Genomic DNA, 18,650 nt, shown 5'->3' on the forward strand with positions numbered 1-18,650 from the left:
TGTTGGGCCAAAATTAACTTTTCACTTGCACTCAATTCATCTAATTTCATGGTAGTAACCTAAGGGCCTTAAACATGGTTAGTATAATAACATTTAGTCTGAATGTAACATCGGTGTTTTAAGTGCGCCTAACGCCCCTATTAAACGGCCCAGACTTGCTGGCTATACTTTGCGAAGAATGAGCCAAGCCAGCGAGTTTGGGTCCGGTTGAATGGTTTGTTAGCTTTCATTGTCCAGTATAAAATCCAGTTTTACCCGACGGTCTTTTTGAACGACAGGATTGCCGTCAACTAACTCGGGTTTATATTTCCATTTTGAGAGTGCTTTAATTCCTTCGTCATCGAATACACCACTAGGATGTGAATCAACGACCGAAATATTGATCGGATTACCACTTTTATCAATATCAAATGCTAACTCAACCCAACCTTCTGGTTTGGGAGCCAACGAAGTTGATTTGCATCCAGATATAGACAAAAAAATCATTACGATAATTATTCGACTAATCACAATCTTCCTTTTGAAAGCTAACGCCCCTATTAAACGGCCCAGACTTGCTGGCTATACTTTGCGAAGAATGAGCTAAGCCAGCGAGTTTGGGTCCGGTTGAATGGTTTGTTATGTGTAAACATGCTAACTGCACCAGTAATTTTTCATAGAAGAAAGAAAATCATTGTTTACAGGATAACCTGATTGGTCACCAATTACGGTATCAATTGAGCATTTTGGACACATAGCAGTTTGCCCTACATCTTTGTCATTTTTATCTATCCAATGGTCAACTTCAGTTGGTTTGAAAATGTAAAGGCAGTGAAAGCACCCACAAATATGACTATTTGTAATTTCATTTCGATGACGAATAGAGTGCTTATGAGCGGCTTTAACTCGCTGTAAACTAGACATCCTTTTATTCACCAAAACCTCCTTTTACACATAACGCCCCTAATAAACGGCAAATGCTTGCTGGCTATAATTAGCGAGGTACGAGCAAAGCCAGCGAGTATTTGTCCGGTTGATTGGTTTGTTATATGCCACTTTTAATCGCCCATTTTTTATATTTAACCACAAACTCTTTAGCCTCTGTCAGTGTTTTAGGATAAGCGACACTTTCCATTTCCGTTGGGACCAACCTAACTTTTTGAAATTGAAAACCATGCTCAATGAGAAACTCAATTTTTTTCCATTGTGCTTCATTTGATTTTTTTGGCGGTTTAAAATCTCTACCAAGGTTAAAAGTCTTGTTCTTACATACGGGGCATTCGCCAGACAAAGGATATTCTGATGGGGCCAGATCAAAATGACGCATGTTAGAAGTTCTGCAATGTAAACAGGCGAACGCCATGGCATATTCTGGTCCAAGATATTTTTCCACTGGTTCAGGCAATTCCCTAAACCCGTGCTCGCGACGAAGCTCCATTCTCTCAGACTTACTCAACGGTTCTTGTGGCATATAACGCCCCTAATAAACGGCAAATGCTTGCTGGCTAAAATTAGCGAGGTACGAGCATAGCCAGCGAGTATTTGTCCGGTTGATTGGTTTGTTATGTTTTGTCTCTAACCAGCGCACTGTTCAATCCCCTTAGAAATTACCAAACGCTGCAATTCTGATGACATATCCTCAACTGTAGGTTTGAGAATTTTACAATGTCCTAATTCGCTTTCTTCAACAACAACTCTGTAGCCTGAAACATGAGCACATCCACCACCAATTCCTTCACCCTCGCCATGTTTTGTGCACTCTGCTACATCTTTGTAATAGAAATATGCACGCGTGGCCTTAATGCACCCTTTGTATGATTTATTCATTTCTTCCTGCACGTAAGCGCGCATATTTTTGTACTCTTCTGTGAGTTCACAGGAGGCTGCATTAAAGCTAAATAAAAGAAGAAGTATTAAAAGTTTATTCATAGAAACATAACGCCCCTATTAAACGGCCCAGACTTGCTGGCTATACTTTGCGAAGTATGAGCTAAGCCAGCGAGTATGGGTCCGGTTGAATGGTTTGTTATATGCCCTAGAGAGGCACCACATAGCCTTCCTCACCAGTTTTCGACTTGATGTTTCTTAAAACCTCATCAAGAATCTTGTTACATCGTTCTTCGGTAAACGAGATTGACTCAAATGAAACAAGTATTCCGGGGTCTTCATAAGAAAACGATACTTCGCCTTCAGCACACTTTATTCTAAAATCACCTTGGCCATTTATACGCTCCCAAGCAATTGATGAAGGAGTCAAAGTGCTTTCGTAGTTATCAGGACCTAGGCTAAACCAATTCCCATCTTCTCTTTTAATTAAGTATTCCATTTTCGTTAAATTTACCTGGGCATATAACGCCCCTATTAACCTGCAAAAACTTGTTGGCTACAATTGCGAGGAACGAGCCAAAGCCAGCGAGTTTTTGTCAGGTTGAATGGATTGTTAGGTGTAAACACTGAATGCAAAGCCACTTTCCCTGTGCAGATATGATTGATGGAGTTACTTTAACCGATAACACCAAAAAATGGAAAATCGGTGGGCCTTTGAATTTACCTTTTAACAAACAACTAGCAAAACACAAAAGCGAATTACGAAATAGAGCAGGGCGCGTTTTTACTGAACATATGAAAACCAATGAAGGTTAGTGCTGATAAAACCTATGGCGCCTACTGCAAATACAACCTAGCTGCCGCAAGTTTAGGAAGTGCTAAAAACTGAAAGAAAGCTGATACCAAAAACAGTACGAAGTTGAACGACTAAAGATGAAAATCTAAAAGTGCGAACCAACAAAAGCTCTTACACCTAACGCCCCTAATAAACGGCACAAACTTGTTGGCTATAATTGCGAGGCACGAGCCTTAGCCAGCGAGTTTGTGTCCGGTTGATTGGATTGTTATATGTAACTTGGTGATCAAACAAAACTTTTGCACAACCCAATAAATGCTTAAACCTAATTTACCTGACTGCACCCAAAAAAGGAAAAATGACAGGCACCAAAACAACAACTGAACAACATTACCAGAAATACCCAAAAGCGGATTGCTGACTTTTAAACTAACTTCCTAAGCTAGCCAGTTGAAACAACCTTTGACGCTGACTGCTGATAAAAACACTGCAATCAAATTGCCGCTTGGTTTAAATATGCAAAGAATACTTAGGTTAAAAAGACAAAAATATCGGAGCAGTATTACCATTTTGAAAAAGAGCTTAACCAAAGAAGCTCTTACATATAACGCCCCTAATAAACGGCAAATACTTGTTGGCTATACTGGGAGCGGAGCGACCCAAGCCAGCGAGTATTTGTCCGGTTGATTGGATTGTTATATGTCATTTTTTATTTAAAACCGTGTCGGAAAAAACCATTTCCTTGAATCGTTTAATTGCAGCATTAACATCGGTGAAAGTTTGCAAGTCATAACGATTCCCTCTTTCTGAAACATCTACCTCGATTACAGAACGAGCATCATAGATACAGTAACCTTCACCTGCCTCATCAATTGCGTAACAGTATTTGTTGATTCCGGACTCTTCCATTTCTTTTTTTAGAGCTGAAAGTTCTGGTCTCATATTTGAAATATAACGCCCCTATTAAACGGCGCAGACTTGCTGGCTAAAATCGTGAGGCACGAACGCCAGCCAGCGAGTTTGGGTCCGGTTGAATGGATTGTTATGAGTAACCTTCACTTGATTCTGTTTACTACAAAGTTTAACCACAAATCATCTTCACTATTAATTATTTCCGCAGATTTTGTGGCACCTAAGAGATCTGGGAAAAATAGATACTTAAACCCTTTTTCAAAAGTGTGATCCGGCCCACAAATACAACACGGCCATTCCGAACGTCCAGCTTGAGTGAACCAGAATACAGCATCGTTATGGTCGGTGTAAGTCGCTGATTCATGCTTTTCCGTATGGCCAAAGAACTCAAATTCAGTCGCTGGTTCACCTTTTAAAACCTCAATAACTTTAAGATCGTATACAATGAATGGCTCGCCAACTTTTTTTTTCGACAGTTCGACAATCACAATATTGTCTGATTTGTCGATTAAATCCTCTAAAGAATAACCATAACCTGGCTTTGGCACGCTGCATGCCAGCGCATCTCCAACAAAAACCAAGAAAAGAAAACTCAGAAGCTTAAAGTTACTCATAACAACTTATTATCCGGAACAAATCAGTAATTTTGTGAAAATGCGGAAAAGATAGCTGTTTTGATTTGTTCTTTGGTTAACGTTAATTGCCTGTTTTCCCTTAAATTATGATTTTTGTCCAGTTTAACTTTGCGAAAGTACAGAAAAAGTCCGTTTTATTGGCATTAACCCTTCGAGTAATTAACACTGTTTGGTCATACAGTGGGAATTACAAGGAAAGTTTATGTCCCAATCTCCATTTTTGGAATATTTGGCTGAACTAATGTTTCAGCGTCGATATTCGAAGCGCACGATTGAAGCTTATTGTAAGTGGATTAGGGCCTTTATCAATTTTAACAACCATCGCCATCCTAAGCTCATGGGTGAAGAAGAGGTGTTGGCCTTTTTGAATTTTCTTGCAGTAGATAAGAAGCTAGCTGCGAGTTCTCAGGCATTGGCCTTAAATGCGTTGGTGTTTGTTTATAAAGAAATTATCGAAATTCCTCTTGAGTTAGATTTAAAATATATTCGCAGTAGTCGCCAGGCTAAATTGCCGGTTGTGTTGTCACATAAAGAAATTAAGCAGTTCTTTAGCTGTGTCTCTCCTGATTACAAGCTTCCAATTTCCCTGTTATATGGCAGTGGCCTGCGTTTGATGGAGTGTGTGCGCCTGCGAGTTGCAGATATCGATTTCGATTATAAGTCGGTGCGCGTGTGGAATGGTAAAGGCGGCAAACATCGAATTGTTACCCTGGCAGATGAATTGTTACCTTTATTTCGACAACAAATAGTATTGGTACAACGTTATTTGGAGGGCGATTTGGCCAATCCTCATTTTGCTGGTGTTTGGTTACCACATCGTTTACGAGAAAAGTACCCTGGCGCTTGCGATGACTTGAATTGGCAGTATATGTTTCCTTCTGGTCGAACCTCAAAAGATCCCGAAAGTGGAGATCTAAGGCGCCAACATATCAGTGAATCAAATCTGCAACGTCAGGTCAAACGGGCTGCTGAATTGGCGGGTATCGAGAAAAATGTTTCGCCTCACACGTTAAGACATTCCTTCGCCACACACTTGTTGCAGGCGGGGGCAGACATTCGCACAGTGCAAGATCAATTAGGTCACGCAGACTTGCGTACTACACAGATTTACACCCACATTTTGCAGCGCGGAGGAAATTCTGTCATCAGTCCATTGTCCAAATTGTATAAACCTTAGCGAACTCCTCCAGAAACGTTAAGACGACGAATATATGCGCTCAACTCACCCAAAGTGTTCCAATTTTGATCCAGTATTAATAAGCGAATCAGAAAATCAAAGGCATTGGTGTATGAGCGAAATAACCATAAACAATAAAACGGTCAAACTCGAAGGTGACAGCGATATGCCGCTACTTTGGTTTTTGCGAGAAAAAGTCGCACTCACAGGAACCAAGTTTGGTTGCGGTGTAGGTTCTTGTGGCGCCTGCACAGTTCATATTGATGGTCAACCTATACGCTCATGTTCGATGCCTATCGGAAACTTGAATGGCAATAATGTCGTAACCATTGAAGGATTGTCACGGCAAGACAAGTTACATCCGGTCCAACAGGCCTGGATAGACTTTAACGTGGCACAATGTGGTTATTGTCAGGCCGGACAGATCATGGCTATCACTGCCTTTCTTGAGCGTTTTCCTTCTCCTTCAGACGATGACATTGATACGCACCTGACAAATCTATGTCGCTGTGGTACCTACACACGAATGCGTAAAGCTATACATCACGCAGCAGCACAAATTCGCGCTAAGGGAGCTACCAGCCAACAACAAGGAGAATCCTCATGAACGCTGCAATTAATAGCCGTCGTGACTTTCTTCGCTACAGTTTTTATTCGGGCGCTTTGCTAATTGCCGCACCTTTGTCTTTTAGCTCTCGAGCCGAAAATCTCGATTCCGCAGTGGGCGCAATAACGCCTCTTATTCGCATTGCTCAAGACAACAGCGTGGTGTTCTATTCTCCCTCTCCTGAAATGGGGCAAGGGACCAACACAGCCTTGTCGATGCTGTTTGCAGAAGAGCTAGGTGCTGACATGAAAAATGTGTCAGTTGAGCCCTTACCTTACGAGTTAAAGCGTGATGATGAAGGAAAGATTACATGGAAAGTCATCCCACAGTTTGCTGGTGGTTCTACCAGCATTTCTCGAAATTATGAATTATTACGCAATGCCGGAGCCAACGCGAAACAGCTATTTTTAATGGCAGCCGCATCAATGTTTAAGGCCAATATTGATTCTCTAAGTGCTGAAAATGGCTATGTTGTGATGTCAAATGGCCGCAAAGTGTCCTTGGGTTATCTAGCAGAATCGGCTGCCAAGCAAACACTTCCCGAAGGATTCAAACCTACACTTAAAGATAAAGATGACTGGCGCATAATAGGTAAGCCTCACAACACTCAAGAAGCGATAGATATTGTCACCGGCAAGCCACTTTATGGTATGGATATGCAATACCCTGGCGCGAAAGTCGCCATGGTGCAGCGTTCTCCTTATTTCGATGGCGATGTTGAATCCTTTGATGCAAGCGAGGCATTGGCAATGCCAGGTGTGCACCAAGTTGTAAGGTTACCTCGTCCTGATGTAAACAAATATTACACTTACCTTGCTGGCGGAATTGCTGTGATTGCAGACGATTTCTGGACAGCAAAAAAGGCCCGCGAAACACTTAAAATAAAGTGGGATAAAGGGCCATATGCCGAAGCAAGCACTGCTGATTTGCATAAAAAGTGTGATGAACTTCTCAAAGAGCCTGGTCAAGTTGTGCGTAACGATGGTGACATTAAAAAAGCGTTGGCCAACGCCGCTCAGATCATTTCACATACATACAAAATACCCTTAGTTAGTCACGCACAGTTGGAGCCACAAAACTGTATTGCCCATGTTACCGATTCCAAATGTACAATTATTGGTCCAATGCAAAGCCCTGGGAGTGCATCACGACTGGCCGAGGCAATCACCGGTTTTGATCGGGTGAACATGGATATTCGTTACACCCGACTAGGTGGAGGTTTTGGTCGCAGACTCAACAGTGATCACACTGCAGAGGCAGTGATGATATCCAAACTTAGTAAGCTACCGATTAAACTTATTTGGACCAGAGAAGACGACTTACGCAATGACTTTTATCGCCCTATGGGTCATCACCAATTAACAGCGGGCGTTGATGATTCCGGAAACGTTATTGCCTGGTCCCATCATTTGGTAGGCACACCTAAGTATTATCGGCGCAACAATGCCAAGCCAGAAGAGTTGTTTGGCGCCGATATCTACGTTGATGACTTCCCGGCTGGGCGCGTAGAAAACCTGCAATACGAGTATACACCCGTCACTTTTGGCGCCCCGCAAGGCAGCTGGCGAGCACCTGCTCATACCGCCAATGCATTTGTAGTACAGAGCTTTATTGATGAAATCGCCCGAGCAACTAACCAGGATCCATTAGCGTTGCGTATAAAAATGTTAGGCGAACATGAAGAGCTACCCTATGCACAACATGGCGGCCCGACATTTGATACTGGTCGCATGGCTGCCGTGTTAAAAAAAGCAGCACAACTGGCAAATTGGGGTAAGAAGATGCCTAGTGGAAACGCGTTAGGGATCGCTGGACATTTTACCTTTGGTGGATACTGCGCCTGTGTCGCCGAAGTCTCGATCAAGCCAAACAACCGATTTAGAGTGAACAAGGTGTATGCAGCTATCGATGTGGGCACTGTTGTCAATCCCGAAGGGGTCATTGCGCAAGTAGAAGGAGGTATTAATGACGGCCTGAGCACGGCCCTCGGTCAGCAAATTATTGTTGAAAATGGTCAAGTACAAAACGACAATTTTGACCGATATAACATGATGCGTATTGGCGATTCAGTGATAAGCATAGAGGTGGCAGTTGTCGATAGTAATGCGTCACCCGTCGGTGCAGGTGAGATGGGGATACCGCCGTTAGCGCCTGCCGTCGCGAATGCCTTGGCAGCAGCTGGAGATATTCGAATACGTCATCATCCTATGCGGGCATAACCTGGCTTAACGGTGATGCGTATCCGAGATTAGATTTACTAAGGTAAATTTAAAAAATCATGGCTTGGTAGCGAATTGCTTTTGAGCCTGGTTCATCTCGACATAGTTAAACACGTCTCGCCAACTCAATATGCCCAGGGGTTTCATGTGTTCATCGATTACAGGTAAACAAGACACCCGATATCGGTTAAACATTTTTACAGCCGCGAGCAATCCTTTGTCTGGTGCAATAGTCACCAGATCTCTACTCATAATTTGGTGCACACGTTTTTGCAGGCTCGCTGTATCTTTGACGGTTTCAGCAGGGGTCCCAATATTTGGACTCAGTGATTTAAACAAGTCCCGATCAGACACAACGCCAACTAATCGGTTTTTCTCTACCACGAGCAAATGATGAAAGCGATGGGTATCAAATAAGTGTTTCACGTGGGACAGTGGATCATCCATATGAACCGTCACCAGCCTGTCTGTCATGAGTTCTTCTTTCAACATAGTAATTCTTTACCTTAATTTTTTATTACTGAGGATAGTGGGCAAATCTTATCGATCATTACCCTTACACATCGCTTCATTGTTCTTGTGTTTTTTCGATAGTTTTTTCAATAGGTTCTTCGATGGATTGTTGAGTTTGAATATCTGGCGTTTGAGTTTCTGGTGCTTGGACAGCTGGAATTTGCACATCTTGGTATTTTGGAACGCAGGGTAACACCGCAAACTTGAAACCCAATTCAGACTTATCCCGCTCAACGACCAAAATAGAGTTTTCGTCGATAACCAAAGAACGCTGATTTTCAGCTTTAACACAGCCTGAATTTGGATAGGTTTCGAACCAGTAGATAAATGTAGCCACGATGCGATCTAAGTGTCGAACTTTCTTGGCACCAGAGTTTTGTTCTGCATCTTCCGTTGTCGCATTTTTCAATTTAAATTGTTCAAGCATTGCTTCAGCTTTTTCTTCCGAGCTTTCTCTTAGCTGTTGCACTTGTTCATCCGTTAAGTCTTGCACGCTTAGGAAGTTTACCGGGCCGTCGAAGGTTTCTATTTGTTTGGCATAAGGCATGATAATGGTACCCAAGGTCATAATAACGGCGGGAATTAGCACCAATCTCATGATCATTGTGATAAAAACAAACGAGCGGTCTTCCCAATGTACTTGGATTTTAATACGCACCAGACGTAACAAAATTGAAATCAATAACCAAAAATTGAGTGCTACCAGCGCAATGGAAAAGAATAGGGCGGTAGTGATTGTGAGCCAAAACGGCAACATCAATAGGGTGGTAAAACCAAGTGTAAAAACAAATGGTGTGGGCTCAATACCCGCGATGGCATTGATTTTAAGCGCAGAAATGGCCAAAGCAAAGTTGGCAGTTGCTGCATATAAAATTAATATAATGCCTTTTCCAAGCATCTTGTCCCATACCCGCTGAAACAAATGCCAAAGCTCACGAAACAGGCCAATTCCGGCAATGACGCCAACCCATACCAATCCATCGTTTTCATAGTCTCCATCAAAGAGCACTACAAAAAGTAACGACGCCACAACATAGAACCACTGAGACAACGTCAGCTGGGACAGCTTGTATTTAAAACTCTCTCTGTGGCTAAATCGCTCCATAAGTCCAGCCACACTAAATAACTTATTTTTGTACTTAAAATCGGCGTCTTGTGAGCGGCGTGTATCTGTAATTTGATCCATATTCAGATCCGCAAACCTTAGTAGTTTTCGATAATTGTTATAGTTTAAATTTACTATACCAATACTTAGTCAGAGTTGCACAGCTAAGCATTTTGAGTTTTGTGTAGCGGCGAGGGAATTGCGGAAAATAAAAAACCAGAGCCTGAAGAAGAAGACCTTGAATCAATCCATACATTACATGTGGCAAATTTCTGGCATTACTATCCAAAGAGAGAACAAATTTTGTGCCCTTTTCTAGCGGGTAATCATAAGTCTCAGCATTAGCAAAGTGGAGGCACATCAGGGATGATGTGTCAGCGAATTCCGGGACAGGACGTCCCGTAATTCGCGTTCAATTTTGCCTGAGGCTTTTGATTATGTTTCCCGCTACCAAAGGGCTGCGGGGAGTCCAGAGGGCGGCGCACTCCGCCCTTTGGTCGCTGTCGGCGAACCGACAATTAAGAGTACGTTCTCACTTAACTGAAAAATGGTTAAAGAATAAATAAGCATTTTTTACTGGAAATTGTTGCTAGATGCAATATTGAAGCTTGACCGACATGGATGTCGGTGCAGGGCCCCCACGGAAGGGTTTACGACGACTTCAATATTGCGTCTAACAACAGTAAACGCAGAACATAGCCAATAAAAAACCCGGCTAGTGCCGGGCTTTTTTAAGTGACTTATTTGCTTACTGTTACTTACGCATCTTCTGGATAAGGCGAATTTGCGCAATAGCTTCAGCCAACTCAGCGGCTGCTTCTGCGTAGTCAAAGTCAGCACCAGCATTGGCAATATGCTCTTCTGCTCTACGTTTAGCTTCCAAAGCGGATTGTTCATCCAAATCTTCGGCGCGAACGGCGGTGTCTGCAAGAACGGTTACACTACCAGGTTGTACTTCTAACATACCCCCAGCAATGTAGATCACTTCTTCTTCACCGTGCTGTTTAACCATACGAACCATGCCAGGATTGAGCGCAGTAATTAAAGGTGCATGACCAGGGTAAATACCCAACTCACCTTCACTACCGGTAATCTGAATCGTTTCAACCAGACCAGAAAAAATCTTGTCTTCAGCGCTTACTACATCCAGATGTACTGTCATTGCCATGGGACCTCCTAATAAGGTTTAAGTAAAAACTAAGTGAAAGACACAGGTAACTGTGTCTTACATGCCCTTAGCTTTTTCAATGGCTTCGTCAATGGCACCAACCATGTAGAAGGCTTGCTCTGGCAAGTGATCATATTCACCAGCAAGAATGCCTTTAAAGCCGCTGATAGTATCTTTAAGCGATACATATTTACCTGGCGAACCAGTAAATACTTCAGCAACGAAGAATGGTTGAGACAAGAAACGCTGGATCTTACGCGCACGAGATACGGTCTGCTTATCTTCTTCAGATAATTCGTCCATACCCAATATCGCAATAATATCTTTCAACTCTTTATAACGCTGCAACGTGGTTTGAACGCCTTGTGCAGTGTCATAGTGCTCTTTACCCACAACAAGCGGATCAAGCTGACGAGAGGTCGAATCCAACGGGTCAACAGCAGGGTAGATACCCAAAGACGCGATATCACGTGAAAGTACTACCGTTGCGTCCAAGTGAGCAAAGGTGGTTGCTGGACTAGGGTCAGTCAAGTCATCCGCAGGTACATATACCGCTTGGATTGATGTGATTGAACCTGTTTTGGTAGAAGCGATACGCTCTTGAAGTACACCCATTTCTTCAGCAAGTGTAGGCTGATAACCTACCGCTGACGGCATACGACCAAGTAGTGCAGATACCTCAGTACCAGCTAGGGTATAACGGTAGATGTTATCCACGAAGAACAATACATCACGACCTTCGTCACGGAATTTTTCTGCCATTGTCAGGCCCGTCAATGCTACGCGAAGACGGTTTCCAGGTGGCTCGTTCATCTGACCGTAAACCAACGATACTTTGTCTAGTACGTTTGACTCGTTCATTTCATGATAGAAATCGTTACCCTCACGAGTACGCTCTCCAACACCGGCGAATACTGAGTATCCACTGTGCTCGATCGCGATGTTACGGATAAGCTCCATCATGTTTACAGTTTTACCAACACCGGCACCACCGAACAATCCAACTTTACCACCCTTAGCAAATGGGCAGACTAAGTCGATGACTTTAATACCAGTTTCAAGTAGCTCAACAGCACTTGATTGATCTTCGTAGCTAGGCGCTTCACGGTGAATCGCCATACGCTCTTCTTCACCAATTGGGCCTGCTTCATCGATAGGGTTACCTAGTACGTCCATGATACGGCCGAGAGTGGCTGTACCAACTGGAACATTGATAGGTGCGCCTGTATTTTCTACAGCTAGCCCACGACGTAGTCCGTCAGTAGTACCCAATGCGATACTACGTACGACACCGCCACCAAGCTGCTGTTGCACTTCTAAGGTTAGTCCCTGCAAGTCACCTTCGGTAACTCTTAGGGCGTCATAGATAGTAGGTACGGCATCTTGTGGAAACTCAATATCCACAACCGCGCCAATGATTTGGACGACCTTACCTTGACTCATGTTTAGTCCTCATTAATTTTAAAACCTTTGCCTACACCGCAGCTGCGCCGCCAACAATCTCACTAATTTCTTGTGTGATTGCCGCTTGACGTGCTTTGTTGTATACCAATTGCAAATCATCGATGATATCGCCTGCGTTATCGGTAGCAGCTTTCATTGCCACCATTCGCGCAGCTTGCTCAGACGCAGAGTTTTCTACTACGCCCTGGTATACCTGAGATTCGATATAACGGACCATTAACTTTTCCAAAATAGGTTTTGGATCTGGTTCGTAAATGTAATCCCAACGATGCTTCAATTCTTCTTCATCAGACTTAGGCAAAGGCAACAATTGATCGATTCTGGGTTCTTGTGACATGGTATTGATGAAGTCGTTATAAACCAAAAATAGACGGTCTATTTTGCCTTCGTTGTACGCTACTAACATCACACGTACTAAACCAATAATGTCTTGAACACTTGGCGAATCACCAATGCCAGATTCAGCAGCAAGCACGTTGCCACCAAAACGACCGAAAAATGCACATGCTTTTGCGCCGAGTGCCGCAAAATCCACTTCAACGTCTTTTTCTTGCCAAGCTTTGATATCAGCAGTGACTTTTTTGAACTCATTTGAGTTCAAGCCGCCACACAAACCTCGGTCTGTAGAAATGACGATGTATCCCACACGTTTGACTTCACGCTCTTCCAAATAAGGATGGCGATATTCAAGATTACCGTGTGCGACGTGGCCAATAACTTTACGCATACTTTCGGCATATGGACGGCTGGACTCCATACGGTCTTGCGCCTTTTTCATTTTCGACGCTGCAACCATTTCCATAGCACTGGTGATCTTCTGAGTATTCTTGATACTCCCGATCTTACCTTTTATCTCTTTACCGCTGGCCATGACTTATCTCCGATTACTCAACTCACCGGTCACTCATCTTTAAGGATAAGTGACCGAATTGATTACCAAGTTTGTGTCGCTTTGAATTTATCCAAAGCTTCAGTCAACTGGGCTTCAATGTCACCGTTGTAATTACCGGTTTCGTTAAGTGTTTTGATTAGCTCAGCATATTCACTGTTCACGAATGAATGCAGTGCAGATTCAAAATCCAACACCTTGTTCAATTCGATCCCTTTCAAGTAGCCTTTTTCAACAGCGAATAAAGACACACCCATATCTGCAACCGAAAGCGGTGCATATTGGTTTTGCTTCATCAACTCGGTTACCGTTTGACCGTGCTCAAGTTGTTCGCGTGTTGCATCATCAAGGTCAGAAGCAAACTGCGAGAACGCCGCCAATTCACGATACTGAGCTAGGGCTAGACGAATACCGCCACCTAGTTTCTTGATGATTTTAGTTTGTGCTGCACCACCAACACGAGATACCGAAATACCGGCGTTAACCGCTGGGCGAATACCCGCGTTAAACAAATCAGATTCTAGGAAGATCTGACCATCGGTAATCGAGATTACGTTGGTAGGTACGAATGCTGATACGTCACCAGCCTGAGTTTCAATGATAGGCAATGCTGTCAAAGAACCTGTTTGGCCTTTTACTAGACCATTAGTGAACTTCTCTACATACACATCGTTTACACGAGCAGCACGCTCTAGTAGACGGGAGTGAAGATAGAAAACATCACCAGGGTAAGCTTCACGACCTGGCGGACGACGAAGTAGCAATGAAATTTGACGATAAGCAACAGCTTGCTTAGACAAATCATCGTATACGATAAGTGCATCTTCACCACGGTCGCGGAAGAATTCACCCATTGTACAACCCGAGTAAGGTGCTAAGTATTGAAGTGCTGCAGATTCAGACGCAGAAGCGGCAACTACAATGGTGTGATCCATTGCGCCATGCTCTTCTAGTTTGCGTACTACGTTAGCAATAGTAGAAGCCTTTTGGCCTACCGCTACGTACACACATTTAACACCTGTGCCTTTTTGGTTGATGATTGCATCGATTGCCAACGCAGTTTTACCTGTTTGACGGTCACCGATGATCAACTCACGCTGTCCACGACCAACTGGGATCATGGCATCAACAGACTTATAACCTGTTTGGATAGGTTGGTCTACCGATTGACGCTCGATTACGCCCGGTGCGATTTTTTCTACTGGCTCAAAGCCTTCAGCATCTATCGCGCCTTTACCATCGATTGGCTCACCTAGGGTGTTTACAACACGACCTAGAAGATTACGACCAACAGGTACTTCTAAGATACGGCCAGTTGACTGTACTTTCATACCTTCTTGTAGGTCCGCGTAAGGACCCATTACTACCGCACCTACAGAGTCGCGCTCTAGGTTCAATGCGATAGCGTAACGATTGCCAGGAAGCTCAATCATTTCACCTTGCATAACATCTGCAAGGCCATGAACACGAATAATACCGTCGGTAACACCAACGATCGTGCCTTCGTTACGAGCTTCACTAACTACATCAAACTGCTCAATTCGTTTTTTGATCAGTTCTGCAATTTCAGTGGAATTCAGTTGCATGCTCTATTTCCCCGCTATGATTGTAATGCGTCTGATAGACGGTCTAGTTTTGATCTGACCGAACCATCAATCACTGTGTCACCGGCTTTAATAATTACCCCGGCAACAATGGCAGCGTCAACGCTACAATTCAGCTTAACTTTTCGTGCAAGACGTTTCTCAAGAGACGCGCTAATATCTTTAAGTTGTTTATCACTTAGCTCGACAGCAGAGACAACGTCTGCATCAATTTCTTTGTCGAATTCAGCTTTGTATTGATTAAACAACACTGCAATATCAGGAAGCGCTTTTAAGCGTCCGTTCTCAGCCAGAACACCAACAAGGTTCTGACCCGCTTGGTCGAGTTGTTCACCACACACGTTGTTGAACAATTCCGCTAGTTTGTCGGCTGCCATCGCACTCGAAATGATGTCAGACATCTGTTCGTTTTTGGCGACTTCACCTGCAAATACCAGCATTTCTTGCCATTGTGAAACGGCTTGCTTCTCGACCGCATAGTCGAAAGCTGCTTTGGCATAAGGGCGAGCGACAGTTGTCAATTCAGACATAGCTCATGTGCCCCTTATAGCTCAGCGACAAGTTTTTCAACTATGTCACTTTGTGCAGAGGCGTCGATTTCTCGCGCCAAAATCTTTTCAGCACCGGCTACTGCTAACACAGCAACTTGCTTACGAAGATCTTCTTTCACACGGTTACGCTCTGCTTCAATTTCGGTATGACCTTGCGCGATAATCTTCTCGCGTTCGTCATGGCCACGTTGCGTTTCTTCATCAACAATCTGTGATGCACGCTTTTTGGCTTGTTCGATAATTTCAGCCGCTTGTGCCTTTGCGTCTCTCAATTGCTCAGTCGCTTTGTTCTGAGCAAGTTCGAGTTCTTTTTGGCCTCGTTCTGCATTGGCCAAACCGTCAGCAATTTCTTTCTGACGTTTTTCAATCGCTTCCATCAGTGGTGGCCATACGTACTTCATACAGAAGGCGACGAAAACCACGAATGCGATTAATTGACCTATTAGAGTGGCGTTAATATTCACGACCGCTCCTCCTCATTAAATGTTCGCTAAAAACGTTAGGGTTTATGACTAAGCTTAAAGAGCGAACAACATGTAAAGAGCGATACCAACACCGATCATCGCGATAGCATCGATAAGACCCGCTACGATGAACATTTTTACTTGTAGTTGAGGAGCTAGCTCAGGTTGACGAGCAGCTGATTCTAGGAATTTACCACCCAAGATACCGAATCCGATAGCAGTACCTAGGGCACCCATACCGATTAGTAGAGCTGCAGCAATGTAAATGTATTCCATTTATATCTCCGATTTTTAGTTAAGTTTTAAAAGTTAAAGTTAAAAGAAATTGTATCTCTATTAGTGATCTTCACTAGCCAAGCTCAAATACACGATGGTTAACATCATGAAAATGAACGCTTGAAGTGGAAGAACAAGAATATGGAAAACGGCCCACATGAAATGCAACGGCAATTGGAAATAACCAATGGTTGCAATCAAAATGAAGATCAACTCACTTGCGTAAAGGTTACCAAACAGACGAAGCGCTAACGAAAGCGGACGTGCGAGCAAGGTAACTGACTCAAGAATGAAGTTAACGGGAATAAAAACAGGGTGACCAAAAGGTTGCATGGTCAGCTCTTTGGTGAATCCACCAATTCCTTTCATTCGAATTGAATAAAAGATAATGAGAGCAAAGACACCAAGTGCAAGTGCAAAGGTCAAATTCAAATCAGTAGTGGGTACCGCTTTCATGTAAACATCATGCGGGTCCATTCCAAATCCGTACTGGCCAACCATGCCTGCAATAGTAGGTAGCAAATCAACCGGGACCAGGTCCATCAAGTTCATTAGCAGAACCCAGCAGAAAATAGTCAGTGCCAAAGGCGCTATTAAACTGCTTTTGCCATGGAAGGTAGCGGAAACGTTGTCATTAACAAAATCAACAACCATTTCGACAAATGCTTGGGTTTTGGTTGGAACACCAGTGGACGCTTTTTTCGCGACCGAACGGAAGAACCATAAAAACAAAATACCTAAGCCAATTGACCACGCTAATGTGTCAATGTGCCATGTCCAAAACCCAGCATCAGCGCAGGCTTTGTTGAATGCGATACCGTTTTCAGTATTACACATCGAGGCATTGGTTAAGTGGTGTTTTATGTATTCTGAGGTAGTATATTCAGATGCCATTGATTAACCTAATTGTAGTAATTTAAATTCGTTTCTGGCGATAGTTTCTATCGCGGCAGACGTTATTATTTTTCATTAATTTGTCTGCATTTTTACCATTGCTGCCCATTGGCAGAAGGTAGTCACCATGAATCCGGCAAAAAGTGGTAGAGGTTCAAGTTTTAACCCGTAAAAAGCCACAATTGCGATAATCACCGTGATGATCAATTTTAACTTAGCGCCTTGACTAAAACTCCGAACCACCAATTCATTCTGACTGGCCCCGGAAAATCGAAAAGCAAGTAACGCAAATACACTGTTAGGAATGATGTTCATGAGGCCACCAAAGAAAAACGACAAGGTGGTGATACCATCAAAAACCACGAAAGTCCCAGTACACAAAAGTACTACGGCAACGCTTTGAAAAAAGAGCACTTTGAAGGCCATTTTTTGGCCCTGTCTGGCCAACTTATTTGCCAATTTAACCCTCTGTGCTTCCAAACCTAAACAAAAAGCGCCAAAAGTATACTGTTTTGCCGCAGATTTTCAACCTTTAAGCGTGTTTTGTTGGTGTATTTGTACTAATTCATTTACAGCAACAAAACCCTTAAAAAATATAGGGTCAAATACTGGCGAGTTACTGTAGATTGTTCAGTGATTATTAGGCCTAGATGCAGTCGACTAGTCAATAACCCATAAAGTCATTTTTTAAACAAACCTTAGACCTAAACAGATCCCCCACTGCGTGCGCGACAAAGAGCGCTCGGGGACGACGTTTTTCTTTTCACGTCATTCCGTAAACGCGCTACCAACTCGTCATTCCGTAAACGCTTTTGATGCGGAACCTCCCAAAAAAATCACGACCCAAATCCGTACCTGCATAGTCAATAACATTACTATGCTGAAGATCCGACTAATAAAACTGCAAAGCCATGGAAGAGTCTTACGTTTACATCATGAGCAACAAACCAAAGGGTACATTGTATGTAGGAGTCACTAGTAGACTGATACAGCGTGTTTATCAGCATAGAACCTCACAAATCAGAGGATTCACTAAACGCTACAATCTGACCCAACTGGTTTATTACGAGGTGCATCAAAGCCTCTATGAAGCAATATCAAGGGAAAAGCGACTTAAAAAATGGAATCGAGCATGGAAAATCAGATTGATTGAAAAGAATAATCCGGATTGGGAAGATTTATATGAGAATATAGTTTGAGGGATCCCCGATAAAAGCACTCGGGGATAATGTAATGGACCCACCCTTTTATACGGCTTCGCAATGAGCCATGATGAATTTGTTCAAACATCAAACAAGGGTAGGTCCGATATGAAGATTACAATAGCTGGGTTAGATATTGCAAAAACTGTTTTTCATTTTTACGGTGTGAATCGAGCAGGCAAGCTAGTGAAGAAAAAACTACTAAAGCGAGGGTCGTTATTGTCCTTTTTTGCTCGGCTGGCGCCTTGCACTGTGGTGATGGAAGCGTGTGGAAGCGCTAACCACTGGCACCGCCAACTCAGCCATTTAGGCCATCAGGTCAAACTGATACCTCCTCAACATGTGGTGGCATATCGTCGTAAGAACAA

22 protein-coding genes and 1 pseudogene are annotated in these 18,650 nt (G+C 43.2%); 6 read left to right on the forward strand and 17 right to left on the reverse strand.

The features are described from left to right. Nucleotides 1-219: 219 nt before the first annotated feature. The 4 genes from FM019_RS20475 to FM019_RS20495 form a co-directional block, all read right to left on the reverse strand. A complete protein-coding gene (locus tag FM019_RS20475; protein ID WP_260681689.1) occupies nt 220-510 on the reverse strand; it encodes an energy transducer TonB in 291 nt (96 codons plus the stop codon). 514 nt (nt 511-1,024) lie between these two features. Next, the gene (locus FM019_RS20485; RefSeq protein WP_221934403.1) at nt 1,025-1,450 is read right to left on the reverse strand and encodes a hypothetical protein; all 426 of its coding nucleotides are present in this window, start codon (nt 1,448-1,450) and stop codon (nt 1,025-1,027) included. Nucleotides 1,451-1,554: 104 nt separating this feature from the next. After that, nucleotides 1,555-1,908, reverse strand: a complete 354-nt coding sequence (locus FM019_RS20490; protein WP_143837964.1) for a hypothetical protein — start codon at nt 1,906-1,908, stop codon at nt 1,555-1,557. A 106-nt stretch (nt 1,909-2,014) separates the two neighbouring features. Next, entirely contained in the window at nt 2,015-2,305 is a 291-nt protein-coding gene (locus FM019_RS20495; protein WP_143837965.1) for a hypothetical protein, read from the reverse strand. 131 nt (nt 2,306-2,436) lie between these two features. Here FM019_RS20495 and FM019_RS20500 point away from each other — a divergent pair, with 131 nt between their 5' ends. Then, nucleotides 2,437-2,622 (forward strand): hypothetical protein, encoded by a 186-nt coding sequence (locus FM019_RS20500; RefSeq protein ID WP_143837966.1) that lies wholly within the window; start codon nt 2,437-2,439, stop codon nt 2,620-2,622. A gap of 682 nt (nt 2,623-3,304) precedes the next feature. Here FM019_RS20500 and FM019_RS20505 read toward each other — a convergent pair. Together FM019_RS20505 and FM019_RS20510 are read right to left on the reverse strand one after the other, a co-directional pair. After that, complete coding sequence (locus FM019_RS20505) at nt 3,305-3,544, reverse strand: hypothetical protein (protein ID WP_143837967.1); 240 nt, start codon at nt 3,542-3,544, stop codon at nt 3,305-3,307. A 113-nt stretch (nt 3,545-3,657) separates the two neighbouring features. Further along, complete coding sequence (locus FM019_RS20510) at nt 3,658-4,128, reverse strand: hypothetical protein (protein ID WP_143837968.1); 471 nt, start codon at nt 4,126-4,128, stop codon at nt 3,658-3,660. A gap of 223 nt (nt 4,129-4,351) precedes the next feature. Here FM019_RS20510 and FM019_RS20515 point away from each other — a divergent pair, with 223 nt between their 5' ends. The 3 genes from FM019_RS20515 to FM019_RS20525 all read left to right on the forward strand — a co-directional run bounded on the left by FM019_RS20515 (nt 4,352) and on the right by FM019_RS20525 (nt 8,152). Beyond that, on the forward strand, nt 4,352-5,326 hold the full coding sequence (locus FM019_RS20515) for an integron integrase (RefSeq protein ID WP_143837969.1): 975 nt from the start codon (nt 4,352-4,354) through the stop codon (nt 5,324-5,326). Nucleotides 5,327-5,438: 112 nt separating this feature from the next. Next, nucleotides 5,439-5,933, forward strand: coding sequence for a (2Fe-2S)-binding protein (locus FM019_RS20520; protein WP_143837970.1), 495 nt, complete (start codon nt 5,439-5,441; stop codon nt 5,931-5,933). Beyond that, on the forward strand, nt 5,930-8,152 hold the full coding sequence (locus FM019_RS20525) for a xanthine dehydrogenase family protein molybdopterin-binding subunit (RefSeq protein ID WP_143837971.1): 2,223 nt from the start codon (nt 5,930-5,932) through the stop codon (nt 8,150-8,152). Before FM019_RS20520 ends, FM019_RS20525 begins: the two co-directional genes overlap by 4 nt. 57 nt (nt 8,153-8,209) lie before the next feature. Here FM019_RS20525 and FM019_RS20530 read toward each other — a convergent pair whose 3' ends face one another. The 11 genes from FM019_RS20530 to FM019_RS20580 all read right to left on the reverse strand — a co-directional run bounded on the left by FM019_RS20530 (nt 8,210) and on the right by FM019_RS20580 (nt 17,539). Then, entirely contained in the window at nt 8,210-8,644 is a 435-nt protein-coding gene (locus tag FM019_RS20530; protein ID WP_143837972.1) for a CBS domain-containing protein, read from the reverse strand. 76 nt (nt 8,645-8,720) lie between these two features. Then, nucleotides 8,721-9,851 (reverse strand): hypothetical protein, encoded by a 1,131-nt coding sequence (locus FM019_RS20535; protein WP_185969361.1) that lies wholly within the window; start codon nt 9,849-9,851, stop codon nt 8,721-8,723. 673 nt (nt 9,852-10,524) lie between these two features. Then, nucleotides 10,525-10,938 (reverse strand): F0F1 ATP synthase subunit epsilon, encoded by a 414-nt coding sequence (locus tag FM019_RS20540; RefSeq protein WP_143837973.1) that lies wholly within the window; start codon nt 10,936-10,938, stop codon nt 10,525-10,527. 57 nt (nt 10,939-10,995) lie between these two features. Further along, nucleotides 10,996-12,381 (reverse strand): F0F1 ATP synthase subunit beta, encoded by a 1,386-nt coding sequence (atpD, locus tag FM019_RS20545; protein ID WP_143837974.1) that lies wholly within the window; start codon nt 12,379-12,381, stop codon nt 10,996-10,998. Nucleotides 12,382-12,412: 31 nt separating this feature from the next. Continuing rightward, nucleotides 12,413-13,273 carry a F0F1 ATP synthase subunit gamma gene (gene atpG / locus FM019_RS20550; protein WP_143837975.1) on the reverse strand — a complete coding sequence of 287 codons (861 nt, stop codon included), beginning with the start codon at nt 13,271-13,273 and terminating at the stop codon, nt 12,413-12,415. Between the two features lie 62 nt (nt 13,274-13,335). Next, nucleotides 13,336-14,877, reverse strand: coding sequence for a F0F1 ATP synthase subunit alpha (gene atpA / locus FM019_RS20555; RefSeq protein WP_143837976.1), 1,542 nt, complete (start codon nt 14,875-14,877; stop codon nt 13,336-13,338). A 14-nt stretch (nt 14,878-14,891) separates the two neighbouring features. After that, complete coding sequence (atpH, locus tag FM019_RS20560) at nt 14,892-15,425, reverse strand: F0F1 ATP synthase subunit delta (protein ID WP_143837977.1); 534 nt, start codon at nt 15,423-15,425, stop codon at nt 14,892-14,894. A gap of 14 nt (nt 15,426-15,439) precedes the next feature. Beyond that, nucleotides 15,440-15,910: a F0F1 ATP synthase subunit B gene (gene atpF / locus FM019_RS20565; protein WP_143837978.1), complete on the reverse strand. Its 471-nt coding sequence runs from the start codon at nt 15,908-15,910 to the stop codon at nt 15,440-15,442. Between the two features lie 54 nt (nt 15,911-15,964). Beyond that, nucleotides 15,965-16,186, reverse strand: a complete 222-nt coding sequence (gene atpE / locus FM019_RS20570; protein WP_143837979.1) for a F0F1 ATP synthase subunit C — start codon at nt 16,184-16,186, stop codon at nt 15,965-15,967. Between the two features lie 60 nt (nt 16,187-16,246). After that, entirely contained in the window at nt 16,247-17,080 is an 834-nt protein-coding gene (gene atpB, locus FM019_RS20575) for a F0F1 ATP synthase subunit A (protein ID WP_143837980.1), read from the reverse strand. A gap of 75 nt (nt 17,081-17,155) precedes the next feature. After that, complete coding sequence (locus FM019_RS20580) at nt 17,156-17,539, reverse strand: ATP synthase subunit I (RefSeq protein WP_143837981.1); 384 nt, start codon at nt 17,537-17,539, stop codon at nt 17,156-17,158. A gap of 452 nt (nt 17,540-17,991) precedes the next feature. Between FM019_RS20580 and FM019_RS20585 the strand changes: the two genes are divergently transcribed. Then, nucleotides 17,992-18,279, forward strand: a complete 288-nt coding sequence (locus FM019_RS20585; RefSeq protein WP_143837982.1) for a GIY-YIG nuclease family protein — start codon at nt 17,992-17,994, stop codon at nt 18,277-18,279. Nucleotides 18,280-18,390: 111 nt separating this feature from the next. After that, a pseudogene (locus tag FM019_RS20590) lies at nt 18,391-18,650 on the forward strand (IS110 family transposase); the annotation flags it as partial.

This window comes from Aliiglaciecola sp. M165, from assembly GCF_007197995.1.
Lineage (GTDB): Bacteria > Pseudomonadota > Gammaproteobacteria > Enterobacterales > Alteromonadaceae > Aliiglaciecola.

Excerpts from the sequence above, each read along its gene's own strand:
- FM019_RS20485 (WP_221934403.1), bottom strand. The coding sequence starts at position 1,450 with ATGCCACAAGAACCGTTGAGTAAGTCTGAGAGAATGGAGCTTCGTCGC.
- FM019_RS20490 (WP_143837964.1), bottom strand. The coding sequence starts at position 1,908 with ATGAATAAACTTTTAATACTTCTTCTTTTATTTAGCTTTAATGCAGCC.
- FM019_RS20495 (WP_143837965.1), bottom strand. The coding sequence starts at position 2,305 with ATGGAATACTTAATTAAAAGAGAAGATGGGAATTGGTTTAGCCTAGGT.
- FM019_RS20500 (WP_143837966.1), top strand. The coding sequence starts at position 2,437 with ATGCAAAGCCACTTTCCCTGTGCAGATATGATTGATGGAGTTACTTTA.
- FM019_RS20505 (WP_143837967.1), bottom strand. The coding sequence starts at position 3,544 with ATGAGACCAGAACTTTCAGCTCTAAAAAAAGAAATGGAAGAGTCCGGA.
- FM019_RS20510 (WP_143837968.1), bottom strand. The coding sequence starts at position 4,128 with ATGAGTAACTTTAAGCTTCTGAGTTTTCTTTTCTTGGTTTTTGTTGGA.
- FM019_RS20515 (WP_143837969.1), top strand. The coding sequence starts at position 4,352 with ATGTCCCAATCTCCATTTTTGGAATATTTGGCTGAACTAATGTTTCAG.
- FM019_RS20520 (WP_143837970.1), top strand. The coding sequence starts at position 5,439 with ATGAGCGAAATAACCATAAACAATAAAACGGTCAAACTCGAAGGTGAC.
- FM019_RS20525 (WP_143837971.1), top strand. The coding sequence starts at position 5,930 with ATGAACGCTGCAATTAATAGCCGTCGTGACTTTCTTCGCTACAGTTTT.
- FM019_RS20530 (WP_143837972.1), bottom strand. The coding sequence starts at position 8,644 with ATGTTGAAAGAAGAACTCATGACAGACAGGCTGGTGACGGTTCATATG.
- FM019_RS20535 (WP_185969361.1), bottom strand. The coding sequence starts at position 9,851 with ATGGATCAAATTACAGATACACGCCGCTCACAAGACGCCGATTTTAAG.
- FM019_RS20540 (WP_143837973.1), bottom strand. The coding sequence starts at position 10,938 with ATGGCAATGACAGTACATCTGGATGTAGTAAGCGCTGAAGACAAGATT.
- atpD (WP_143837974.1), bottom strand. The coding sequence starts at position 12,381 with ATGAGTCAAGGTAAGGTCGTCCAAATCATTGGCGCGGTTGTGGATATT.
- atpG (WP_143837975.1), bottom strand. The coding sequence starts at position 13,273 with ATGGCCAGCGGTAAAGAGATAAAAGGTAAGATCGGGAGTATCAAGAAT.
- atpA (WP_143837976.1), bottom strand. The coding sequence starts at position 14,877 with ATGCAACTGAATTCCACTGAAATTGCAGAACTGATCAAAAAACGAATT.
- atpH (WP_143837977.1), bottom strand. The coding sequence starts at position 15,425 with ATGTCTGAATTGACAACTGTCGCTCGCCCTTATGCCAAAGCAGCTTTC.
- atpE (WP_143837979.1), bottom strand. The coding sequence starts at position 16,186 with ATGGAATACATTTACATTGCTGCAGCTCTACTAATCGGTATGGGTGCC.
- atpB (WP_143837980.1), bottom strand. The coding sequence starts at position 17,080 with ATGGCATCTGAATATACTACCTCAGAATACATAAAACACCACTTAACC.
- FM019_RS20585 (WP_143837982.1), top strand. The coding sequence starts at position 17,992 with ATGGAAGAGTCTTACGTTTACATCATGAGCAACAAACCAAAGGGTACA.